The sequence below is a fragment of the Shewanella sp. LC6 genome (genome assembly GCF_006385735.2).
In the GTDB taxonomy this organism is placed as follows: Bacteria; Pseudomonadota; Gammaproteobacteria; order Enterobacterales; family Shewanellaceae; genus Shewanella; species Shewanella xiamenensis.
The window spans coordinates 3,439,965-3,460,680 of sequence record NZ_CP043902.1 but is presented as its reverse complement, the minus strand read 5'-3'; the positions used below and the strand labels follow the sequence as shown (position 1 = coordinate 3,460,680).

17 protein-coding genes are annotated in these 20,716 nt (G+C 46.8%); 9 read left to right on the top strand and 8 right to left on the bottom strand.

Translation table 11 applies throughout. The features are described from left to right. Window positions 1-45: 45 nt before the first annotated feature. Together FJD32_RS15550 and nadK are read right to left on the bottom strand one after the other, a co-directional pair. The gene (locus tag FJD32_RS15550) at window positions 46-1,689 is read right to left on the bottom strand and encodes an L-lactate permease (protein WP_037416068.1); all 1,644 of its coding nucleotides are present in this window, start codon (window positions 1,687-1,689) and stop codon (window positions 46-48) included. Window positions 1,690-2,440: 751 nt separating this feature from the next. Next, window positions 2,441-3,319, bottom strand: coding sequence for an NAD(+) kinase (nadK, locus tag FJD32_RS15545; RefSeq protein WP_086023973.1), 879 nt, complete (start codon window positions 3,317-3,319; stop codon window positions 2,441-2,443). A gap of 99 nt (window positions 3,320-3,418) precedes the next feature. Between nadK and grpE the strand changes: the two genes are divergently transcribed. Then, the gene (gene grpE, locus FJD32_RS15540; protein WP_037416074.1) at window positions 3,419-4,039 is read left to right on the top strand and encodes a nucleotide exchange factor GrpE; all 621 of its coding nucleotides are present in this window, start codon (window positions 3,419-3,421) and stop codon (window positions 4,037-4,039) included. 132 nt (window positions 4,040-4,171) lie between these two features. On the opposite strand, the gene dxs is transcribed toward grpE, so the two are convergent. Genes dxs through xseB form a run of 3 tightly spaced genes read right to left on the bottom strand, consistent with a single transcriptional unit; the run spans window position 4,172 to window position 7,185 of the window. Continuing rightward, window positions 4,172-6,040 (bottom strand): 1-deoxy-D-xylulose-5-phosphate synthase, encoded by a 1,869-nt coding sequence (gene dxs / locus FJD32_RS15535; protein ID WP_037416077.1) that lies wholly within the window; start codon window positions 6,038-6,040, stop codon window positions 4,172-4,174. Between the two features lie 21 nt (window positions 6,041-6,061). Then, on the bottom strand, window positions 6,062-6,943 hold the full coding sequence (gene ispA / locus FJD32_RS15530) for a (2E,6E)-farnesyl diphosphate synthase (RefSeq protein WP_069454565.1): 882 nt from the start codon (window positions 6,941-6,943) through the stop codon (window positions 6,062-6,064). Between the two features lie 2 nt (window positions 6,944-6,945). Then, the gene (gene xseB, locus FJD32_RS15525; protein ID WP_011623480.1) at window positions 6,946-7,185 is read right to left on the bottom strand and encodes an exodeoxyribonuclease VII small subunit; all 240 of its coding nucleotides are present in this window, start codon (window positions 7,183-7,185) and stop codon (window positions 6,946-6,948) included. Window positions 7,186-7,499: 314 nt separating this feature from the next. Between xseB and pomA the strand changes: the two genes are divergently transcribed. From pomA to thiI, 3 genes are all read left to right on the top strand, one after another. Further along, on the top strand, window positions 7,500-8,267 hold the full coding sequence (gene pomA, locus FJD32_RS15520) for a flagellar motor protein PomA (RefSeq protein WP_037416085.1): 768 nt from the start codon (window positions 7,500-7,502) through the stop codon (window positions 8,265-8,267). Window positions 8,268-8,270: 3 nt separating this feature from the next. Beyond that, a complete protein-coding gene (locus tag FJD32_RS15515) occupies window positions 8,271-9,191 on the top strand; it encodes a flagellar motor protein MotB (protein ID WP_037425837.1) in 921 nt (306 codons plus the stop codon). Between the two features lie 216 nt (window positions 9,192-9,407). Further along, window positions 9,408-10,862, top strand: coding sequence for a tRNA uracil 4-sulfurtransferase ThiI (gene thiI / locus FJD32_RS15510; protein WP_055647997.1), 1,455 nt, complete (start codon window positions 9,408-9,410; stop codon window positions 10,860-10,862). A 130-nt stretch (window positions 10,863-10,992) separates the two neighbouring features. On the opposite strand, the gene FJD32_RS15505 is transcribed toward thiI, so the two are convergent. Then, window positions 10,993-11,226 carry a hypothetical protein gene (locus FJD32_RS15505; protein WP_037416521.1) on the bottom strand — a complete coding sequence of 78 codons (234 nt, stop codon included), beginning with the start codon at window positions 11,224-11,226 and terminating at the stop codon, window positions 10,993-10,995. Between the two features lie 176 nt (window positions 11,227-11,402). Here FJD32_RS15505 and FJD32_RS15500 point away from each other — a divergent pair, with 176 nt between their 5' ends. The 4 genes from FJD32_RS15500 (at window position 11,403) to rlmM (ending at window position 14,673) form a co-directional block, all read left to right on the top strand. Beyond that, window positions 11,403-12,314, top strand: a complete 912-nt coding sequence (locus FJD32_RS15500) for a transcriptional regulator GcvA (RefSeq protein WP_037416523.1) — start codon at window positions 11,403-11,405, stop codon at window positions 12,312-12,314. After that, window positions 12,295-12,948, top strand: coding sequence for an alpha/beta fold hydrolase (locus FJD32_RS15495; protein ID WP_055647996.1), 654 nt, complete (start codon window positions 12,295-12,297; stop codon window positions 12,946-12,948). Before FJD32_RS15500 ends, FJD32_RS15495 begins: the two co-directional genes overlap by 20 nt. Window positions 12,949-13,041: 93 nt before the next feature. Further along, window positions 13,042-13,434: a DUF423 domain-containing protein gene (locus FJD32_RS15490; protein WP_037416529.1), complete on the top strand. Its 393-nt coding sequence runs from the start codon at window positions 13,042-13,044 to the stop codon at window positions 13,432-13,434. A 153-nt stretch (window positions 13,435-13,587) separates the two neighbouring features. Further along, complete coding sequence (rlmM, locus tag FJD32_RS15485) at window positions 13,588-14,673, top strand: 23S rRNA (cytidine(2498)-2'-O)-methyltransferase RlmM (protein ID WP_037416532.1); 1,086 nt, start codon at window positions 13,588-13,590, stop codon at window positions 14,671-14,673. A gap of 121 nt (window positions 14,674-14,794) precedes the next feature. On the opposite strand, the gene FJD32_RS15480 is transcribed toward rlmM, so the two are convergent. Beyond that, a complete protein-coding gene (locus FJD32_RS15480; protein WP_088585852.1) occupies window positions 14,795-16,117 on the bottom strand; it encodes an IS4-like element ISSba6 family transposase in 1,323 nt (440 codons plus the stop codon). A gap of 119 nt (window positions 16,118-16,236) precedes the next feature. After that, a complete protein-coding gene (locus FJD32_RS15475) occupies window positions 16,237-17,247 on the bottom strand; it encodes an isocitrate dehydrogenase (protein WP_037425822.1) in 1,011 nt (336 codons plus the stop codon). Between the two features lie 254 nt (window positions 17,248-17,501). Here FJD32_RS15475 and FJD32_RS15470 point away from each other — a divergent pair, with 254 nt between their 5' ends. Beyond that, window positions 17,502-20,318 carry a prolyl oligopeptidase family serine peptidase gene (locus tag FJD32_RS15470; protein WP_140906869.1) on the top strand — a complete coding sequence of 939 codons (2,817 nt, stop codon included), beginning with the start codon at window positions 17,502-17,504 and terminating at the stop codon, window positions 20,316-20,318. The last annotated feature ends 398 nt before the right edge of the window (window positions 20,319-20,716 follow it).

Genomic DNA, 20,716 nt, shown 5'->3' with positions numbered 1-20,716 from the left:
TAGAAGAAAGTCGAAGTCACTCGGCGTGACTTCGAACAAGATGGATTAGAAGCCACCCCAAAGTGTTGCGATAGTGCCTGCAAGTAAGGCGTAGCCAAGGGCAACAGGCATGGTTTTACGAATAATTTCCGACTCTCTACCCGCCATACCTACTACAGTTGCTGCGGCAACCACGTTCATTACGCACATCATGTTACCGGCGTTTGCACCGATACCTTGCAGTGCCAATATCAGCGTATGGTTCATGCCAACATTATCAGCCACACTGTATTGCAGGCTTGAGAACATCATGTTTGAGAACGTCGCTGAACCTGACAGGAAGGCACCAAAAATCCCCACGATAGGCGCCATCCATGCCCATACCGCGCCCATTGAATGGCCCAACATATCGGCTAAGGCCACTGGCATAGAGGCTAGTCCAGCACCATTAGCACCTGAGTTTAAGAAGATTTTCACCATAGGTACTGAAGCACCTAATGAAATAATCGTCGGTAACATTGATTTGCATGAAACACCGATGGATTGCTTAATCGCAGGACTTTTCATTTTGAACAGGAAGAAACCGATAATACACACTGCGACGAAGAAGGCGCCAGGGGCGTATAAGGTTGCAAAGCTCGCTTTAAGCTCAGTACCCATCAGGCCTGTCCAGCTAATGTTGAAACTCGATAACCAAGCTTTCAGTGGCGTGACTGTACGAGATAACACTAACAGCGCAGCCATGATGATATAAGGTGTCCAGGCGGCAATTTGTGAAAACTGGGCTTTCGCTTCGATCTTCACACCTTCTTGGTTGTCATTCTCTGCGAAATCATTCCAAGGTGTTTTAGGCAGTAGGTAGCCCTTACGCGCAACAGGGATCACCAGTGCCATACCGATTAATGCACCAATAACTGATGGGAATTCAGGGCCTGCAAGGTAGTTAATAATCCAGGCGGGGACAGTAAAGGCAAGACCTGCGAAAATCGCAAATTTCCAAATGGCTAAGCCTTCTTTAAAGGATTTGTTGCGGCCAAAGAACCCGGTCAGCATCGTCACCATAACCAGTGGAATTAATGAACCTGTGATTAAGTCGATAGTGATCATATGCATTACGATATATCGAGCATAACCCGCATAGGTTCCACCATGGGCAGCAAACTGCTCAGCAGCCATGCTTACACCACCTTGGATAAGACCCTGTTCCATCCCAAAGAGCACGGGTAAACCAATTGCCCCAAATGATACGCAGGCTGAGTCAGCAATTAAGGCGACTACGGCGGCGGCGACAGGAGGTACTCCCAGTAATACCAGCAGTGGCGCGCCAATGGCGGCTGGCGTACCAAAGCCTGCGCTACCTTCGATAAAGGCGCCGAATAACCAACAAATAATAATCACCTGTACACGGGCATCGGCACTGATGTTAGTGAAGCCTGCTCGGATAGTATCCATTGCACCTGAATATTTCAGAGTATTAAGTAGGAATACCGCACCGAAGATGATGGTTAATGGCGTGATCGCTGACAGCAGTCCTTCAAGAACGGATGCGGCCAATAGAGTGGTATCCATTTGCCAAATAAATACGGCGGCGATGGCCGTAACTACCATGGAAATGGGCATAGCTTTTGACGCGGGCATTCTCAGTAATACAAGAAAGATCATTACACTGAGCACTGGCGTCAAGCTGGCGAAGAGTTGGAGTATTGTCATGCTTGCCTCTACATAAAGTGGTCTGTCTTATTTTTTATAGGAATCTTATTGGTGCTTCGATATCAGAACTTATGGTGGATAAATCAGCAGTATTCACTACTAATAATCACTGTTACGACATTCTGTGGTGTGTACTAGACGCTATTCGGGGTTGAACTTATATGATCTAGATCATTTTGACTGCTGTATGAAATGCTAATTTACAGTGCTGCGGGAGGCTTCTCTCATAGGATTTCTTCAACTGTGACCAATGTCACTTAAAGAGTGGTTTGTATATTCCTGTTATTAGTAATTTATTTAACTTTTATGCTTTTTAGTTATAAAAAATCAGATCTTCACTAAATTAGCGATCAGTATTGCAATTAACTGATCCATTTATTTCATTAATGGGCACTTAATGAATTTTTAAGACAATATTAAGGTGTGATCTGCGTCACTCAGGCTCTCATTAAAAGGAACGGTGGTTTTTAATGATTTATTTTAAATATATGATTTTTATTATTTTATATGATTTTTAGATGGAGATTTTTAGTGTGATCTAGCTCACGCTTTATCGGGCGGGGAAATTGAGTGTGAGCAATGTCACTTTATGAAATATGAGTTAATCTGAAATTTAATAACGGTTAATAAAGCTGTTTACAGCAATGCAGCTGCACAACTCCATTTTGTTAACAACTATAGTCAGTCATTGTCTATATTTTTTTATGGTAGGTTGCTTGAGTTAAGCTTCGCATCATCTCATCGTACAAACTCAAAACAACTTACTGCCCCAGCCAAGTTTGCTTCGTAATACATGGAAGTAATTATGGCCTTTAGGATGGATAAGCCTAAGTTGCTCAGAGCTGCGGCGCACGATGATCTCATCACCGGGTAATACTGCTAAATGCACATGGCCATCACAGCTAACCTCAAGGTTTTCGCCATTTTCAGGGGAAACCACCATCTTAATGGTGCTGCAAGCATCGACCACAATAGGACGGCATGACAAGGTGTGTGGAAACATCGGGACTAAAATTAATGCCTGTAAATTGGGGGTGAGAATCGCCCCACCTGCTGACAGTGCATAGGCGGTTGACCCCGTGGGAGTGGAAACTATCATGCCATCGGCGCGTTGGCTGTACATGAATTGATTGTCAATATAGACTTCAAATTCAATCATGTGAGCGATCTTCCCCGGATGCAGCACCGCTTCATTTACCGCGGTATTACTGGCTTTTAGCTGTCCATGGCGATAGACCTCTGCCTCAAGTAAAAAACGGTGTTCGGTATCAAACTCACCATCGAGCACTTTAGCGAGCGCCTCTTCGAATGCATCCGGCGGTAAATCCGTTAAAAAGCCAAGGTTGCCACGGTTTACACCAATCACGCCCACATCGAAGCGCGCCAGCACTCTGGCGGCGCCGAGCATATTGCCATCACCGCCAACGACTATCGCTAAATCACAACGCTCGCCAATCTCTAATAAATCAACCGCCACAATTTGTGGGCCTAACTCAGTTGCTACCCGCTCTTCTACGAGGACTTCATAACCTTGCATCGTCAGCCAGTGGTGCAGACGTTTGAGGGTTTGATTTGTCCCTGGATGATGCGGCTTACCAATTAGGCCAATGGTGTGGAACTTTGTGGTCATATTTATGCTAGATCTGGCCTTAGGCCTTGAAACGTCAAAATTGATCCCCATAATATGCCCAGAGTATTTAGAAACAAAGCATTTTTAGCTGGAGTGAAAATGAGCAACGAGTCGATTAAAGCAGAACAGGATCTGATCCAAGAGGGTGTAGAGTCTGAAGTTTCTACCGAAGAAGCAAGTCTGATTGATGAGCTTACCCAAGCCAATTTCCGTATTGAAGAGCTGGAACAGTTACTCGCTGACGCTTTGGCGAAAGTTGATGAGCAAAAAGATTCAGTAATACGTGCAGCTGCCGAAGTGGATAACATTCGTCGTCGCGCTGCGATGGATGTAGAGAAAGCCAATAAGTTTGCTCTGGAAAAATTCGCCAACGAATTGCTGCCAGTGATAGACAATATGGAGCGAGCGCTGCAAGGGACTAATCCGCAGGATGAAACCACTAAAGCTATCTATGAAGGTGTTGAGTTAACACAAAAGAGTTTGTTGACCGCTGTGGCGAAATTTGGTGTAAAACAAATTGATCCTCAAGGACAAGCCTTCAACCCTGATCAACATCAAGCGATTGGTATGCAACCAAGTGCTGAATTCCCAGCCAATACTGTGATGTTAGTAATGCAAAAAGGCTACGAACTGAATAGCCGTTTATTGCGCCCAGCCATGGTGATGGTGTCTCAAGGTGGCCCTAGCCAAGAGTCAGCTTCGATTGATATTGAAGCTTAAGCGGTAAAACGTTAAACCAATAAAAAGGACTGCCGATACAGTCCTTTTTATTTGTCTGTTGCTTTTCTATTTGCCGTTAATCGTGAATTATCACGTTTGTAGTATTGATGGGAGCTTAGCCCCCATCAATAATCAATCGGCGAGATAGGCATTAATCTGCGCTAACATGCCTTCGGCATCGAGTTGTAAGTCATGGATCACTTCTTCTGGTGATCCATGTTTAATAAACTCATCGGGCAAGCCAATTTGTAGTACAGGTTTAGGCATTTTAAGCTTTTGCAGAAGCTCTAGCACACCTGAGCCAGCGCCGCCCATAATGGCGTTTTCTTCCACTGTGACGAGCACATCGTGGGTTTGAGCCATCTCTTTGACTAAATCCACATCCAGCGGTTTCACAAAGCGCATATCGACCACTGTTGCATCTAAACTCTCTGCGGCAGTGAGTGCTGCGGCTAAGGTAGTCCCGAAGTTAAGCATCGCGATACGTTTGCCTAAACGCTTAATCACCCCTTTACCAATTGGCAGTGCCGTCATGGCTTCAACTTGAGTCGCACCTGTTGCACTACCTCTTGGATAGCGTACCGCGCTTGGGCCTGCATCATAGCAATACCCGGTATACAGCATCTGGCGACATTCATTTTCATCCGATGGCGCCATAATCACCATATTTGGGATACAGCGCATAAAGCTTAAATCGAACGCCCCTTGATGGGTTGGGCCGTCGGCACCGACAATACCTCCACGGTCAATCGCAAATAGTACGGGTAAACGCTGCAATGCGACGTCGTGGATCAGCTGATCATAGCCGCGTTGCAAGAAAGTCGAATAAATGGCGACCACAGGTTTATAGCCCTCACAGGCAAACCCTGCGCCTAAGGTCACCGCATGTTGCTCGGCAATGGCTGCATCAAAATATTGTTTTGGGAAGCGCTGCGAGAACTCCACCATACCCGACCCTTCACGCATGGCAGGGGTAATGCCTAAGACTTTTTCATCCTGCTCAGCGATATCACATAACCATTTGCCAAACACTTGGGAAAAGGTTGGTAGTCCCGGCTTAGTCGCTGGCTTCTTAAACTGTGATGGGTCAAATTTAGGGACGGCGTGCCAACCGATAGGATCTTTTTCTGCTGGCTCATAACCGCGACCTTTTTTGGTCATAATGTGTAGCACTTGTGGCCCCTTGAGATTGCGCATATTGCGCAGGGTTTCCACTAGGGCATCGACATCGTGGCCATCGATAGGGCCGATATAGTTAAAGCCTAACTCTTCAAACAGTGTGCCAGGAACCACCATGCCTTTGAGGTGTTCTTCGGTGCGCTTGGCCATTTCTTTGATAACAGGCATGCCCTTGAGCACTTTCTTGCTGCTTTCACGAATCGTGGTGTAGAAGCGGCCTGACATCAATTGGGCTAAGTGATTGTTGAGTGCGCCGACATTTTCTGAAATCGACATTTCATTATCGTTTAGCACCATCAGCATATCATTGTGCAAATCACCCGCGTGGTTCATTGCCTCGAACACCATGCCGCCTGTCATGGCACCATCGCCAATCACGGCAACCACTTTACGGCCTGCCTGTTCTTTTTCGGCTGCAACGGCCATGGCTAATGCGGCACTGATGGAGGTGCCTGAGTGGCCTACGCTAAAGGTGTCATATTCACTTTCTTCCCGCCAAGGGAAGGGGTGTAAACCGTTCTTTTGCCTAATGGTGTGCATTCTATCACGGCGACCAGTGAGGATTTTATGGGGATAGGCTTGGTGACCAACATCCCAAATCAAACGGTCAAACGGGGTGTTATAGACATAATGCAGGGCAACAGTCAGCTCGACTGTGCCAAGCCCAGAGGCAAAATGTCCGCTGGACATGCCAACGGACTTAAGAAGGAACTCCCGCAACTCATCGGCCAATTGGGGTAATAGGGCCTGTGGAAGCTGGCGGAGTTCATTAGGTGTGTTGGCCTGTGCCAACACCGGAAACTGAGAAATGTCCAAACTCATAGCGAGATACTTCGTCTCTTTTTATATTCTTCGCTCAATAATATAGCGGGCGAAGTCTGCAATTAACTGGCTATTGTATGGCAATTTAGCCAGCGCTGATAGTGCCTCTTGGATCAGTTGCGCGGCGGTATCTTTTGCGCCTTGCAGTCCAAGTAGTTGCGGAAAAGTACTCTTATTTGACTCGGCATCTGAGCCTTGAGGTTTGCCGAGTTCTTCCGTGGTGGCAATAATGTCCAGAATATCGTCTTGGACTTGGAAGGCAAGTCCTACGGCATGGGCAAATTCCATCATAGTCTGATATTGATCTTTTGGCGCGTTCGCGGCAATCAATGCTAACTCAACGGCGCAGCTGATCAGCGCCCCTGTTTTCATATTATGCAGTTGAGTTAATGCTTTAAGATCAATGTGCTTATCGGTGGAGGCTAAGTCGATGGCTTGACCGCCACACATCCCCCGATAACCAGAGGCTTTTGCCAATGCTCTGACCATAGCGATATGTTGCTCGCTGGTAATCCCTGGCACGGCTTCAGTCACAATCTCAAAAGCTAAGGTTTGTAGTGCATCCCCAGCAAGAATTGCGGTGGCTTCATCGAAAGCGATATGCACTGTGGGTTGACCACGGCGAAGTGCATCATCATCCATAGCGGGTAAATCGTCATGGATTAACGAATAGGCGTGGATGCATTCAATCGCGGCGGCGCAGGCATCGAGTTTTTCAAGTGCTACACCAAACATTTGCCCGACACTGTAAACCAAGAAGGGACGAATGCGTTTTCCCCCTAAAAGGGCGCCATGGGTCATCGCGGCTTTTAACTGAGGAGCTGTATCTTCGAGTGTACTAAAACGTTGTTTTAATTGGTTATCAACTCGTAGTTGATATTCTTTTATTGCATTGACTAACACGCTTATTCGCCCTCAACGGCATAGGGAGAGAGGGGCGCATTTTCATCCTGCTTGAGTAAAATGGCCACTTTTTGCTGAGCTTGTTCAAGTTTTGCCTGGCTGTTACGCACCAGATTGATGCCTCGTTCAAATTGTTTTAACGCATCATCGAGAGAGACATCGCCCTGCTCTAACTCAGCAACGATGCGCTCGAGTTCACCAAGGGATTCTTCAAAACTGAGATTTTCGGGTTTCTTTGCCACGTTAATAATTCCTTTGAAAGAGCGGACACAAGGTATATCAGGGCGGCTCAAGGGTCAAATTCAGTCGATGGATATTTGCTCGATAGCACGCTTTGTTGCTGAATTTTTTTCAGAAAATAGAAATTGCCACTAAACTTGCTTAGAGCTTGTCCGATAAATGACAATAGTAGCATTATGCTTATAATCATCTTAAGACATCATAAAATAAGGCTTGGGTTAAGACCAAAGTGTTAACCGTTGACGGATGACATTTAGTGTTATTTTGCCAATAGAGTCAGTATCATGTCGTTTATACAGAATATTGAGGAGCCGTTGTGGATTTAGCTACAGTTATTGGACTAGTCGGGGGCTTTGGTTTTATCCTTTGGGCCATGATGACCAGCGGCGGCATTGCCATTTTTATCGACGTCCCCTCTGTTTTTATCGTATTCGGTGGTTCCTTCTTCGTCGTGATGATGAAATTCAATTTAAAACAGTTTTTAGGTGCGGTAAAAATCGCAGTAAAAGCCTTTATGTTTAAAATTGATAAACCTGAAGATCTTATCGAACAATCAGTGACGATGGCTGATGCGGCGCGTAAAGGTGGATTTCTTGCTCTTGAAGAAGCACAAATTTCCAACAGTTTTATGCAAAAAGCCGTCGATATGTTAGTGGATGGTCATGACGGTGAGGTGGTGCGTGCCGCGCTTGAAAAAGATATCGCCCTCACCGAAGAGCGCCATCGTAACGGCATTGCCATTTTCCGAGCTTTTGGTGACGTAGGACCCGCGATGGGGATGATTGGTACCCTAGTGGGCTTGGTGGCGATGTTATCCAATATGTCGGACCCGAAATCGATTGGCCCTTCAATGGCGGTTGCGTTGTTAACTACCCTATATGGTGCGGTAGTGGCTAACATGGTGTGTATTCCTATCGCCGATAAATTAAGCCTTAGAATGGGTGAGGAAATGCTAAACCGTAACTTGATTATGGATGCGGTATTGGCGATTCAAGATGGCCAAAACCCTCGAGTAATTGAAGGCTTTTTGAAAAACTATCTTGCTGAAAAACAGCGGAAAATCGATACAACGGACGGAGAGTAGCCCATGGCTAAGTGCAACTGTCCACCGCCCGGAGCACCACTCTGGTTGGCAACATTTGCCGATTTGATGTCCCTCTTGATGTGTTTCTTCGTGTTGCTGCTGTCATTCTCCGAAATGGATGTGATGAAGTTTAAGCAGATTGCAGGTTCGATGAAGTATGCATTTGGGGTGCAAAACAAAGTCGAAGTCAAAGATATTCCTAAGGGGACGTCTGTGATTGCCCTCGAGTTCCGTCCTGGTCGTCCCGATCCCACGCCGATTGAGATCATCAACCAACAAACCAATGAAATGACCGAACCCACGTTGGATTTCCAAGCGGGGGAAGATGATAGTGCGGGTGGGGTACAACAACAGAACGGTTCGCAGCGAGGTGGCGAAGCAACGGCTACAGCCCAAGAAACCGCAGATGCAGTGAAGGCCGAGGCTGCGGCAGCGCAGGATAAGATTAATCAGCAAGTGAAAAAAATGGCGCAGGAGCTCAATAAAGAGATCACCGATGGGGCGATTGAAATTGAGTCACTTGGACAGCAGATTATTATTCGAATCCGTGAAAAAGGTTCATTTGCCTCAGGCTCTGGTTTCCTACAACCGCGATTTAAACCAGTGGTGCGTTCGGTGGGTGAGTTGCTCAAAGATGTGCCGGGAATTATTACCGTATCGGGTTATACCGACGATATGCAGATAAGTGATGAGCTCTATAGCTCAAACTGGGATCTCTCCAGTAAACGTGCTGTAGCTGTGGCTGATGTGTTATTGCAGGTCAAGGGCTTTGATCCTAAACGGATGAAAGTGGTCGGTATGGCCTCAAATAATCCAATTGTTTTAAATGATTCGCCTGAAAATCGCGCGCGAAATCGTCGAGTTGAGATTGCGATTGAACAAGGTAAAGCAAAAGAATCCGAAGAAATTCAAGTAGGTAAATAGCTTTTAATCCAAATAAGTTATTTGATAAAAACGCCGTGACTTGCTCACGGCTTTTTTATTTGGGCTTTTTTGACTATAAGTTCAACTGTGCGTAAGCGCACGCCACGAGCAGCCCTAGTGTGGAAACAGGTGCGCCAATCGCCGTGAGTTTGTTATAATCCGGCGATTATTCTTTTAACCAATTTTGCTGTTGCCAAAATTGCCCGCGGAAATCCCATGAAGTTTATTGTAAAGCTGTACCCAGAAATCATGATGAAGAGTAAGCCTGTGCGCATGCGCTTCACTAAAATGCTTGAAACCAACATCCGTAACGTGCTCAAAAAAGTTGATGAAGATGCTAAAGTGCAACGTCAATGGGACCGTATTTGGGTAAAGGTGCCAAATGATAAACCTGAATTAGCTCAGGCCTTTGGTGAGCGTTTAGCTTGTATCCCTGGGATCGCCCACGTAGTGCAAGTGGATGAATACAGCTTTACGTCAGTTGATGATATCTACCAGCAAGTATTACCCGTTTATCGCGACCAAATTGCCGGCAAAACCTTCTGTGTACGTGTCAAGCGCACTGGTAATCACGATTTTAACTCTATTGAAGTAGAGCGTTATGTCGGTGGTGGTTTAAACCAGTTTACCGATGCGATTGGCGTGCGCTTAAAGAACCCCGAAGTCACTGTTAACCTCGAAATCGAGGGCGATAAACTGTATATGGTGACTAAGCGTATCGAAGGCTTAGGCGGTTTCCCAATGGCAACGCAGGAAGATGTGTTGTCGTTAATTTCGGGCGGTTTTGACTCGGGCGTATCGAGTTATCAATTTATTAAGAAGGGCGCTCGTACCCATTACTGTTTCTTCAACCTAGGCGGCGCGCAGCACGAGATTGGCGTTAAGCAGGTTGCTTACCATTTGTGGAAAACCTATGGTGAATCCCACAAGGTGAAGTTTGTGTCCGTGCCGTTTGAGCCTGTGGTGGCCGAGATTTTAGAGAAAATCGACAATGGTCAAATGGGCGTGGTGCTCAAGCGTATGATGATGCGCACCGCGGCACGTATTGCTGAGCGTATGGGCATTCAGGCGATTGTAACAGGTGAAAGCTTGGGTCAAGTGTCGAGCCAAACCTTAACCAACTTAAACGTGATTGATCGTTGCACCGATATGTTGATTTTGCGTCCGCTGATCACTATGGATAAGCAAGATATTATCAATGAATGCCGCCGTATCGGCACCGAAGATTTTGCTAAGTCTATGCCGGAATATTGCGGTGTGATTTCACAAAAGCCGACTGTTAAAGCGGTACTGGCTAAGGTGGAAGCGGAAGAGACGAAATTCTCTGAGGATTTGATTGACCGTATCATAGAGCAAGCCGTGGCTATTGATATCCGGGAGATAGCAGAACAAATGAATACCCGTATCACTGAAACTGAGACCGTTGTTGCTATCGACACCAATGAAGTGGTGATTGATATTCGCGCCCCAGAGGAAGAAGAGAATAAACCGCTGGAGATTGAAGGCGTGGAAATCAAGCGCATTCCTTTCTTCAAATTAGCGACTCAGTTTGCCGATCTCGATAAGCAAAAGACTTACCTGCTGTACTGTGAGCGTGGCGTGATGAGTAAATTACAGGCACTTTACCTGATTGAGCAAGGTTATCACAATGTTAAGGTTTACCGCCCTTAAGCGATAACCAGCAAAGTGTATGCAAGGTCAAGCCTCGGGTTTGACCTTGATATGCAGCAATCTACGGGATTATGAATACAAAAAAGCCGCATTGGAATGCGGCTTTTATGTTATTGCGAAGCAGTGCAATTTACTCGGTTTTGACCACTTGCTGTGCTGGTAACACCTCATCGGCAATCAATAAGGTGGGATCTTGCAGCGCTTCTTGGTGCATTTTTTCCATCGTTGCCGTCAGTTCGGCATTGATACTTGTTTGTAAATCACTGGTGTCGATAATAATTTCAGCATTGATAACATTAGCGTAGACATTGGCACTGAGTGCGCTGACTAACACTAACGCAAAAGCAGATTTTAAATTGAACATAGTCGCCTCCGGGCTGACAAAGTATTGCTGTCAGACATTCCCATCACCCGTTCGAGATTGTCCAACTCATGTGTTTCGTTGGCGCAAAATTTAATCAAAAATGCTGGCCTTTACAAACGATTAAATGTAACAATACGGATTAGAAAAACTAATTAAAAATTGAGATAGAGATCACTATGTCAAGACGCTTACCACCACTGAATGCGGTTAAAGCATTTGAGGCCGCCGCACGGCATTTGAGCTTTACTCGAGCGGCTGAAGAATTGTTTGTGACTCAGGCTGCGGTGAGTCATCAAATTAAAGCGCTGGAAGATTTTCTCGGATTAAAATTATTTCGCCGAAAAAATCGTTCACTGCTGCTAACCGAGGAAGGCCAGAGTTATTTTCTCGATATTAAGGACATCTTTATTCAATTGGCAGATGCGACCGATAGGCTGCTCGCACGTAGTGCTATTGGTTCGTTGACCGTGAGCATGTCGCCAAGCTTTGCGATTCAGTGGCTGGTGCCGCGTCTGTCCAAGTTTAGTGAAAAGAATCCTGATATTGACGTACGGATCAAGGCGGTGGACACAGAGGCCAGTTCCTTAACTGACGATGTTGATGTCGCGATCTATTATGGTTTAGGCAATTGGCCTGGGCTGCGGGCCGATAAACTTCGCAATGAAGTGCTTATTCCGGTGTGTTCACCCATGCTGTTAAATGGCCCTAAGCCGCTGTCAAAGCCGGAAGATTTAAAACACCACACATTGCTACACGATATGAGTCGCCACGATTGGCAGGCGTGGTTTAGACAATGCGGTATTACCGATATCAATGTGAACCAAGGTCCAATTTTCAGTCATTCTTCCCTCGTCTTGCAGGCGGCAGCTCATGGTCAAGGTGTGGCGTTAGGTTATAGCGTGTTGGCTCGGCCCGATATTAAGGCGGGACGACTGGTATGCCCATTCCAAGAAGTGCTAGTGAGCAAAGATGCTTACTACCTCGTTTGCCAACAGAATCATGCCGAGCTGGGTAAAGTGGTCGCGTTTCGTGAGTGGATGTTAGATATGTTTGCCGAGGAGTCACGCAGTGAGTTGTTGCCCGGATAATCCCTCGGTAAATGTTGCACTGAGTGCCCATGTGTTAGAAGGTGAACCCTCAGAGATCTTGATTTTATTTGCCCATGGCGCGGGAGCGAATCGAGACTCAGACTTTATGTGCCAAATGGCAGCAGGTCTTGTTGCCAAGGGCTTTCAAGTGATGCGTTTTAACTTTCCCTACATGCAGGCTAATGCCATGGATGGTAAAAAGCGACCGCCAGACAGGGCTCCAAAGCTGCTTGCCTGTTTTAGCGAGATGCTCGATGTGGCACACGCTCAGCCTAAGGTTAAGCGTGTGGTCTTGATGGGCAAATCCATGGGCGGACGCATGGCGGCTTTACTGGCTTGTGATAGCGTACAAGCCAGCCGTATCGATAGGGTTATTTGTTTAGGTTATCCCTTTATTCCGCTTAAGGGCGGTGAGCCTAGGTTGGAACCCCTGAACGACTGCCAAGTGCCCGTGTTAGTGCTGCAAGGGGAGCGGGATAAGTTTGGCGGCAAGATGCAAATCCCCACTAATGATATTCAAATTGAATACTTAGCTGATGGGGATCATAGTTTTGTCCCAAGAAAGTCGTCAGGTACGACTGAAGCGGCTAACCTTGCACTGGCTGTTGATTTATCAGCAAAATTTATTGGCTAATGTTTCTTCTTGATATGACGTAAAGTGCTCAGAGTCTGGATTAACGGCTCGGGCGTCATCCGTTGTAAAGCCTATTGGTTTTTGGAGGTTAAAATGCGTAAAGGATTGTTGTTACTCGCCGCGGTAAGCGGTTTTTTTGCGGTCGCGCTAGGTGCTTTTGGTGCCCACGGTTTAAAAGCCGTGGCGCCCCCAGAGTTGATTGAAGTGTTTAATCTTGGGGTGCAATACCACTTCTACCATACCTTTGCCTTGATTGTGGTTGCTTTTGCGGGGCAGTGGTTAACCTCACGTTTACTCGATTGGGCGGCGTATTTATTTATTGCGGGTATAGTGCTGTTTTCTGGCTCGCTCTACGGTTTGGCGCTGGTCGGCAGCAAATGGTTTGGCCCTATCACGCCGATGGGCGGCGGCTGTTTCCTCTTAGGTTGGTTATTGCTGGCCGCGGCCGTATGGCGCCATAAAGTGGTGGATGGTAACGAGTCATAATGCTTGTATGGCGCAGCTACTGCGCCGTGCGTCCACGCAGCCAATAGCACAAAAGCCCGATAGCAAATCGGGCTTTTGTGTATTGAAATTGCTATACTGGCGCCCAAATCGATAGTCGGCCATGTTTATGGCTTGGATTTCTTAAGGATCTCCATGAAAAACCTATTTTTATTTTGCCGTGCAGGCTATGAGAAAGAATGCGCAGCAGAAATCCAACAGCGAGCCGCCGAGCTCAATGTGGGTGGCTTTGTTAAGGCCAACAATAACGATGCCTATGTGGTATACCAATGTTTTGACGATGATGGCGGCGATACCTTGGCTAAGCAGCTGTCGTTAGATTCGCTGATCTTTGCTCGTCAGATGTTTGCCGCGAGTGAACTGCTAGCCGATTTGCCCGAGTCTGACCGTGTCAGCCCGATTGTGGCAGCGCTCAGTGAGGTGAGTAAAGCGGGCGAGCTGAGGGTTGAAACCCCTGATACCAATGAAGCAAAAGAGCTGTCGGCATTTTGCCGTAAGTTTACTGTGCCTTTGCGCCAGCATTTGAAAAAATCAGGTAGTTTACTGGCGCAGGAAAACCCTAAGCGTCCGATTATTCATGTGTGTTTTGTTGGCCCAGGACGCGCCTACGTTGGTTATTCCTTCAGCAACAACAGCTCACCCTATTTTATGGGGATCCCGCGCCTGAAAATGGCTGCCGATGCACCAAGTCGTTCAAGCCTGAAACTCGATGAAGCATTCGCGCAGTTTGTGCCTAAAGAAGCGCAGGAAGAGCGGGTTCGCAGCGGCATGAATGCGGTGGACTTAGGCGCTTGCCCAGGTGGCTGGACCTATCAGTTAGTGCGTCGTGGCATGATGGTCTCCGCGGTCGATAATGGCCCAATGAACGAAAAACTGATGGAAACCGGACAAGTGAAACATTTCCGTGAGGATGGTTTCCGCTTCGAGCCACAGCGTAAAAACATTTATTGGTTAGTGTGTGACATGGTTGAAAAACCCGCGCGCGTGGCTGAGCTGATTGAGGCTTGGGCCATCAATGGCTGGTTTAAAGAAGCCATTTTCAACCTCAAGCTGCCGATGAAGAGCCGTTATAAAGAAGTGATGGCGATTTTGAATACCATGCAGGAAATCCTCAAGGAAAATGGTATCAACGAATTCCAGTTGCAGTGTAAGCACTTATACCATGACCGCGATGAAGTGACGGTGCACTTATGGCTTAAACCTAGCCAGCCTTGGAACTAATCTACGGTTTTTTACCGTTCTGTTAGTGAGTGAAGCCCCAAGTCATGTTTGGGGCTTTTTATTTGGCTGTTCTGCTAAATGGCGGGCATAAAAAACGCACCCTAAGGTTAATGCCGTTCACTTAAGAGTGAACGGCATTTTTCTTTGGTCTAACCGGAAACTTGTTTTTGCTCATTTTAAGGACTCGTGGATATGCCCTTTCCCGTTTACCATCCAGCTTAAATTGCCGTGCATTTCGTTCTATATCCAATACGTCTCTCGGGACATTCCCCGGTGTTTGTGATGACAGTTGTGTCAACTTGAAGATGATATAACTCGCCGCATCCCGAAAACTCAGTTGATTGGGATGGACCGATGGCAAGCTTTTAGCCATCAGCAACATCTTATATCTAATGAGATTATAGGCCAGTAGCACGCCCCATAACTCTTGAGTCACCAGCTCCGGTAGTTGACTGCGGAGCGTAAAACGGCTCTCCAGTAGATGTTGTTTCATCTCTCTATAGCCCAGTTCGATTTCCCATCGATGGGCATATAAGTCGACGATGTCTTCGCTGGGGTAACGCATCGGGTCTGTCAACGAGGTCAAAATGGCGACTGACTTACCTTTCACTGTCTTAGTCAATAAACGCGCTTCAAGAGTTTCAGGGAGCTGCGGCCATTTCTTTCTGGCTTGAGGTGTCGTGGTGAGTTTCACCCTCTGGTCATGCTTTCCTAGCGTTCGCACCACCTCATATTGAGTGCCTTTCTTCAATGGCAACAACCAGTGGCTATCAGGTTGCGCTTGCTGCCAAGCGTGCAGCAGGCCGAGCGAGTAAAATCCTCGGTCAAATAGGGTTAGGCTGTGATTAGGAATGCTAGGAATGAGCTGGGACGCTAAGTTCATTTCATTTTCGGCAACCGAATCAAAGGCGCTGTTGACCAACAAATGGCTGCTTAATTCCATCAAGCAAACCATGCGAATTTGCGGATAAGCCGCTTCGCCTAAAGCGTTGGCGGTTCGTCCAAAGGCGGCTTGATTTTGGACACTATCGGGTGTCCGCCACACGACACCGTCAACACCATACAAGTTAAGGCCGCACCAATGAGGATGTTCAGCTCTCGCGTGCCAGGTATTGGCGCTGCGGCTAAATACTTCTCTAATAACCTCACTGCCCAATCGTTTACGCGCCTGAGTCACGGCGCTGCGTGCAACATAATCAATCTCTTGCGGCAAAACAATGTCGAGTTTGTTGATGAGTGACCGAACAGACTCCCCTCGGAACAAAGCCATTCCGATAACGGCCCAAATCATCGCGTCCATCGGCAATTTACGCCGTCTTAACGTCGCAACGCCCTGGGAGTCTAGGCAAGATTGAATTAACTCAGGTTCTAACACATCAGCTAAGCAGGTGAATTCGGTTAGGCGGGTAATATGGGTACGGGCGAGTGCTTCTGAGAGTTGCATAAAAAATCCGATGACATGAGGTCATCGGATTTTGATCTTTTCAGCGAGATCGTCAAGCGATCTGTCTTAACTGATCGGCATTACACCCTAAGGTGCGTTTTTTGTTTCGCGCAAAGCGATTATGACAGACGGTCAAGCACCGCTTGAGTGAAGTCAGTTGTACCGTGGGTGCCGCCTAAATCGCGAGTCGTACGGTCGCCTTCTTCAATCACTGCCGATACGGCTTTACGGATCATGTCGGCTTTATCAGCCATGCCTAAGTATTCCAGCATTTGGATAGAGGCTAAGATCACTGAGGTTGGGTTAGCGAGGTTTTTACCCGCGATATCTGGCGCGCTGCCGTGAACCGCTTCGAAAATCGCTGCATCACGGCCAATGTTGGCGCCGGGTGCCATACCTAAACCACCGACTAAACCGGCACACAGATCCGACAGAATGTCACCAAACAGGTTGGTGGTCACGATGACGTCGAAGTTTTCTGGGTTCATCACTAACTTCATGCAAGTTGCATCGACGATCATTTCTTCAGTTTTGATGTCTGGGTAGCGTAGGCTCACTTCGCGGGCCACTTTCAGGAACAGACCTGAAGTTGACTTCATGATGTTTGCTTTGTGCACGATAGTGACTTTCTTGCGGTTTTCTTTACGGGCCAGTTCGTAAGCGAAGGTCGCGATTTGCTCTGCGCCTTGGCGAGTGACAATACTGGTCGCTTCTGCGGTGCTGCCGTCTTCAGACACTTTTTGACCGTGGCCTGAGTACATGCCTTCGGTGTTTTCACGCACTGTGATGATATCAATGTTTTCATAACGGGCTTGAGTGCCTTTGAAAGACAACACAGGACGCACGTTCGCGTACAGGCCGAATTTCTTACGTAATGTCACGTTGATAGAGGTGAAGCCTTCGCCTACTGGTGTCGTCAGCGGGCCTTTTAGGGTGATGCGGTTTTTTTCGATCAGTTCTAAAGTACGCTGCGGAAGTAGTTCGCCTTGCTTCTCGAGAGCGGTTAAGCCTGCATCTGCAAATTCATATTCAAAATCACAACCTGCTTTATCAAGAATTTTTAAGGCTGAATCAATAATACTTGGGCCAATTCCATCACCTGGAATTACGGTTATCGTTCTTTTTGACATGGAGAAGTCCTTCCACGGTTCGTCGTTACTGCAATTGTCCGACCCGGGATCAGCCGGGTAACATGACTATGAATTTGGTGTTTTTTCTCACTATTATTTTAACCGTCTTTGGTCAAACTTCACAGGAAATAGTGAGCAATATCACGATTTTTTATTGGGTAAAACTTGTAAAAATACTGGGTTATAACGATGATGGAGAGCCAATGGTTAAAAAAGTCTACTTTAGTCTAACAACTACATAAAAGAGGAAGACATTGAAGTTATTACCTATCACATCGCTAGTGCTGTTATCCCTCGGAATATTGCAGCATGCCCATGCTGAAACTAGCACTAAACCCCTTACCCTAAACGACATCATGCATTTTGAGTCCCTCGAAAAGCCCGTTATCGCTGACAATGGTCAAGTGCTAGCGGTAGAGGTGGCGCCGGATCGTGGCGATAGCCATGGTTTAATTAAAAATCTACAAACAGGTAAAGCGTTTCAGATTGAAGGCGGCTCAGATCCTATCGTGAGTCACACAGGCCGTTATGTAGCGATGGCGGTTAAGCCAAGTTTACTCACCGTTGAAACCAGCGATGCTAAAGCGAAGAAAAAGCTTAAGGCCGATATGGTGCTGCTCGACACTGAAACGGGCACACAAACCAAATTTGAACGGGTAAAAGAATTTGTCTTTAGTGACGATGGCGCGCATTTAGCCATTTGGTTTGAAGCCGACGAAGAGGCCAAAAAAGACGCCAAAGAGAAGAGCGAAGGCACTGATGATAAGCCCAAAGCCGAAAAGGTGAAGATTGATAAGTTCGACCAAGGCCGTCGTTTGAGTTTAGTGAATTTGTCTTCACCATCGCAGCGGGTGGATCTGGAGCATGTGACCGCCTATCAGTTTGATAAAGACAGTCGCCGCTTGGCCGTCGCGGTTAATGATATCGAAGCAAAGCAACATCAATTGCAACTGATTGATTTGAAAAACTACAAAAAATCAACGGCATTTGAGTCTCAAACCCAACAAATTGGCGCGCTAGCACTTTCAAAAAATGGTCGCTGGCTGGCCTTTACTCAAGGTGATGCGAGTGAATTACCCTATGGCCGCAGTTATCAGTTAAGCCTAGTCGATATCGCTTCGGGCAAAATTCGCCCTGTGCCAAACACCAAAGAGTGGACGTTAAACAGTTACGCCAGTTTAAACTTTTCATTAGACAGTGAGCGACTCTTCTTTGGCCGTGTGCCTGAGGTGAGCCAACAGCTCAGCCTGAAGAAAATCGCCGAAGAAAAAGATCTTTATGATAAAGAGATTGTGACTGGCCAGCGCAAACTTAAAGTTTGGCATGGGGACGATCCGCGGATTAAACCCCATGAAATTAAGCAATATGAGGCAGAGCAAAAGCGTACTTATTTAGCGGTACTGCATTTAGGCTCTAACAATGTGGTGCAGCTTGGCGATAAAACGGTGCCGGATGTCACCCTGTCACAGCATAAGCGTTTTATGCTGGCAAGCTCTGACTTACCCTATCGCAAGATGATCACTTGGGCAGGGTTCTATCAAGATTATTATTTGGTGGATATCAATACGGGTCGCAAGTTGCCGCTGTTAACCCAACAACCCAGTGATGCTGAGCCAAGCTTATCGGGCGACGGTAAATATGTGGCCTATTATCAGCAAGGTCATGTGTATTTATACGATATTGCCGAAGGTCGCCGCACTAATCTGACCCAGTCTTTAAAGGTGAGTTTTGCCGATGAAGATCATGATTCTCCCTCCAATGCGCCGGGTTATGGTTTTGGCCCTTGGCTTAAGGACGATGCCGGCTTCCTCGTCTACGATAAATTCGATGTGTGGCAGTTTAATACCGCATCGAAAACGGGCTTTACCTTAACAGCAGGGCTGGGACGCGCTCAAAAAATTCAATATCGTGTTGAAGGTTTAGTCGATAATCCCGATGAGCCAACCACATTGGCCTACAACGCCACTGTGCTGCTGCATGGTTACAGCGACAAGACTAAGGCCGATGGTTTTTATCAAGCGACCCTTGGCGAAGCGGGCGTTAAGACCTTGATGGAAGGCGAGTATAAATTAACTGTGCTTGGGCGCAGTAAAGATGCCGATACCTTGGTGTTTTCTAAGGAGCGATTTGATCTCTTCCCCGATTTATACACCGCAAGCTATCAAGCGCCACAACAAGCAGTGAAGCAAACCGATTTTGATAAGCAGCGCCAAGCTTTTAATTGGAGCCAAGCTGAATTAGTGCATTGGATCAATGGTGATGGTAAACCCCTCGATGGTGTGTTGATAAAACCGACCAACTATCAAGCGGGCGAGCGTTATCCTGTGCTGGTGTACTACTATGAATTGATGACCGACAGACTGCATGCCTTTCCGCAAATGAAGGTCAACCATAGACCTAACTTCGCTTGGTATGTCAATAATGGTTATGCGGTATTTTTGCCGGATATTCGTTTCGATATCGGTTATCCCGGTGCTAGCTCAGTACAAACATTGACCTCGGGCGTGCAAAAGCTTATCGATATGGGTGTTGCCGATGCTAACGCCATTGGTTTACAAGGACACTCTTGGAGCGGTTATCAAACGGCGTTTGCCATCACCCAAACTAAGATGTTTAAAGCCGCGGTGGCGGGGGCGCCAGTGGCGAATATGACCAGCGCCTACAGCGGTATTCGCCATGGCACCGGCATTGCACGCCAATTCCAATACGAAACAGGCCAAAGCCGCATAGGTGCAAGTTTATTTGCAGCGCCACAAAAATACATTGAGAACTCGCCCGTGTTTTATGCCGATCGCATTAATACGCCGTTGATGATCATGTTTGGCGATAAAGACGATGCGGTGCCCTGGGAGCAAGGTGTTGAAATGTACTTAGCGATGCGCCGTGCGGGTAAAGATGTGGTGTTTTTACAATATGAAGATGAACCACATCATCTGAAGAAATACCCTAATAAGCTCGATTACAGCATTCGGATGATGGAATACTTCGACCATTATCTTAAAGGCAAACCCGCGCCAACTTGGTTAAGCCAAGGCGAAGCCTATGTCGAATATAAAGCCGATGATGAGTAATCGTCTGTTTTAGGTTTATCTATAAGCAAACGCCACCATAAGGTGGCGTTTTTTATGGCAAAAAGGGCGCGAGCTAGCTCATTGAAATAGTCCTTTTATCCCCTTGGAATTACCATGGCTCACCTGTTTGGCATTAGCGTAGTCTGTAAGTTTTAAAGAAATACAAAGCATGCTTTGGGGCAAGAAGAGCGTTAAATATCGGAAGACGAATATCATTGCTTGGTTATTGAATGCAGACCATATTTAAGGGCGAACCATGGTATTTGCTCAACGACACGGTGAATAGAAATCTAGGATTTCTAAGCTTATGAACGAGAGCCATGGATGGCGAACAGGCCGTTAAACAGGGATGTTGTTCAAGTCCATCCGTTAATGCTCGACCGCCCCGTCTGATGTTA

What these genes read in the sequence shown, in the direction of transcription:
- FJD32_RS15550 (WP_037416068.1), bottom strand. Translation starts at nt 1,689, where the DNA reads ATGACAATACTCCAACTCTTCGCCAGCTTGACGCCAGTGCTCAGTGTA.
- nadK (WP_086023973.1), bottom strand. Translation starts at nt 3,319, where the DNA reads ATGACCACAAAGTTCCACACCATTGGCCTAATTGGTAAGCCGCATCAT.
- grpE (WP_037416074.1), top strand. Translation starts at nt 3,419, where the DNA reads ATGAGCAACGAGTCGATTAAAGCAGAACAGGATCTGATCCAAGAGGGT.
- dxs (WP_037416077.1), bottom strand. Translation starts at nt 6,040, where the DNA reads ATGAGTTTGGACATTTCTCAGTTTCCGGTGTTGGCACAGGCCAACACA.
- FJD32_RS15515 (WP_037425837.1), top strand. Translation starts at nt 8,271, where the DNA reads ATGGCTAAGTGCAACTGTCCACCGCCCGGAGCACCACTCTGGTTGGCA.
- thiI (WP_055647997.1), top strand. Translation starts at nt 9,408, where the DNA reads ATGAAGTTTATTGTAAAGCTGTACCCAGAAATCATGATGAAGAGTAAG.
- FJD32_RS15505 (WP_037416521.1), bottom strand. Translation starts at nt 11,226, where the DNA reads ATGTTCAATTTAAAATCTGCTTTTGCGTTAGTGTTAGTCAGCGCACTC.
- FJD32_RS15500 (WP_037416523.1), top strand. Translation starts at nt 11,403, where the DNA reads ATGTCAAGACGCTTACCACCACTGAATGCGGTTAAAGCATTTGAGGCC.
- FJD32_RS15490 (WP_037416529.1), top strand. Translation starts at nt 13,042, where the DNA reads ATGCGTAAAGGATTGTTGTTACTCGCCGCGGTAAGCGGTTTTTTTGCG.
- rlmM (WP_037416532.1), top strand. Translation starts at nt 13,588, where the DNA reads ATGAAAAACCTATTTTTATTTTGCCGTGCAGGCTATGAGAAAGAATGC.
- FJD32_RS15480 (WP_088585852.1), bottom strand. Translation starts at nt 16,117, where the DNA reads ATGCAACTCTCAGAAGCACTCGCCCGTACCCATATTACCCGCCTAACC.
- FJD32_RS15475 (WP_037425822.1), bottom strand. Translation starts at nt 17,247, where the DNA reads ATGTCAAAAAGAACGATAACCGTAATTCCAGGTGATGGAATTGGCCCA.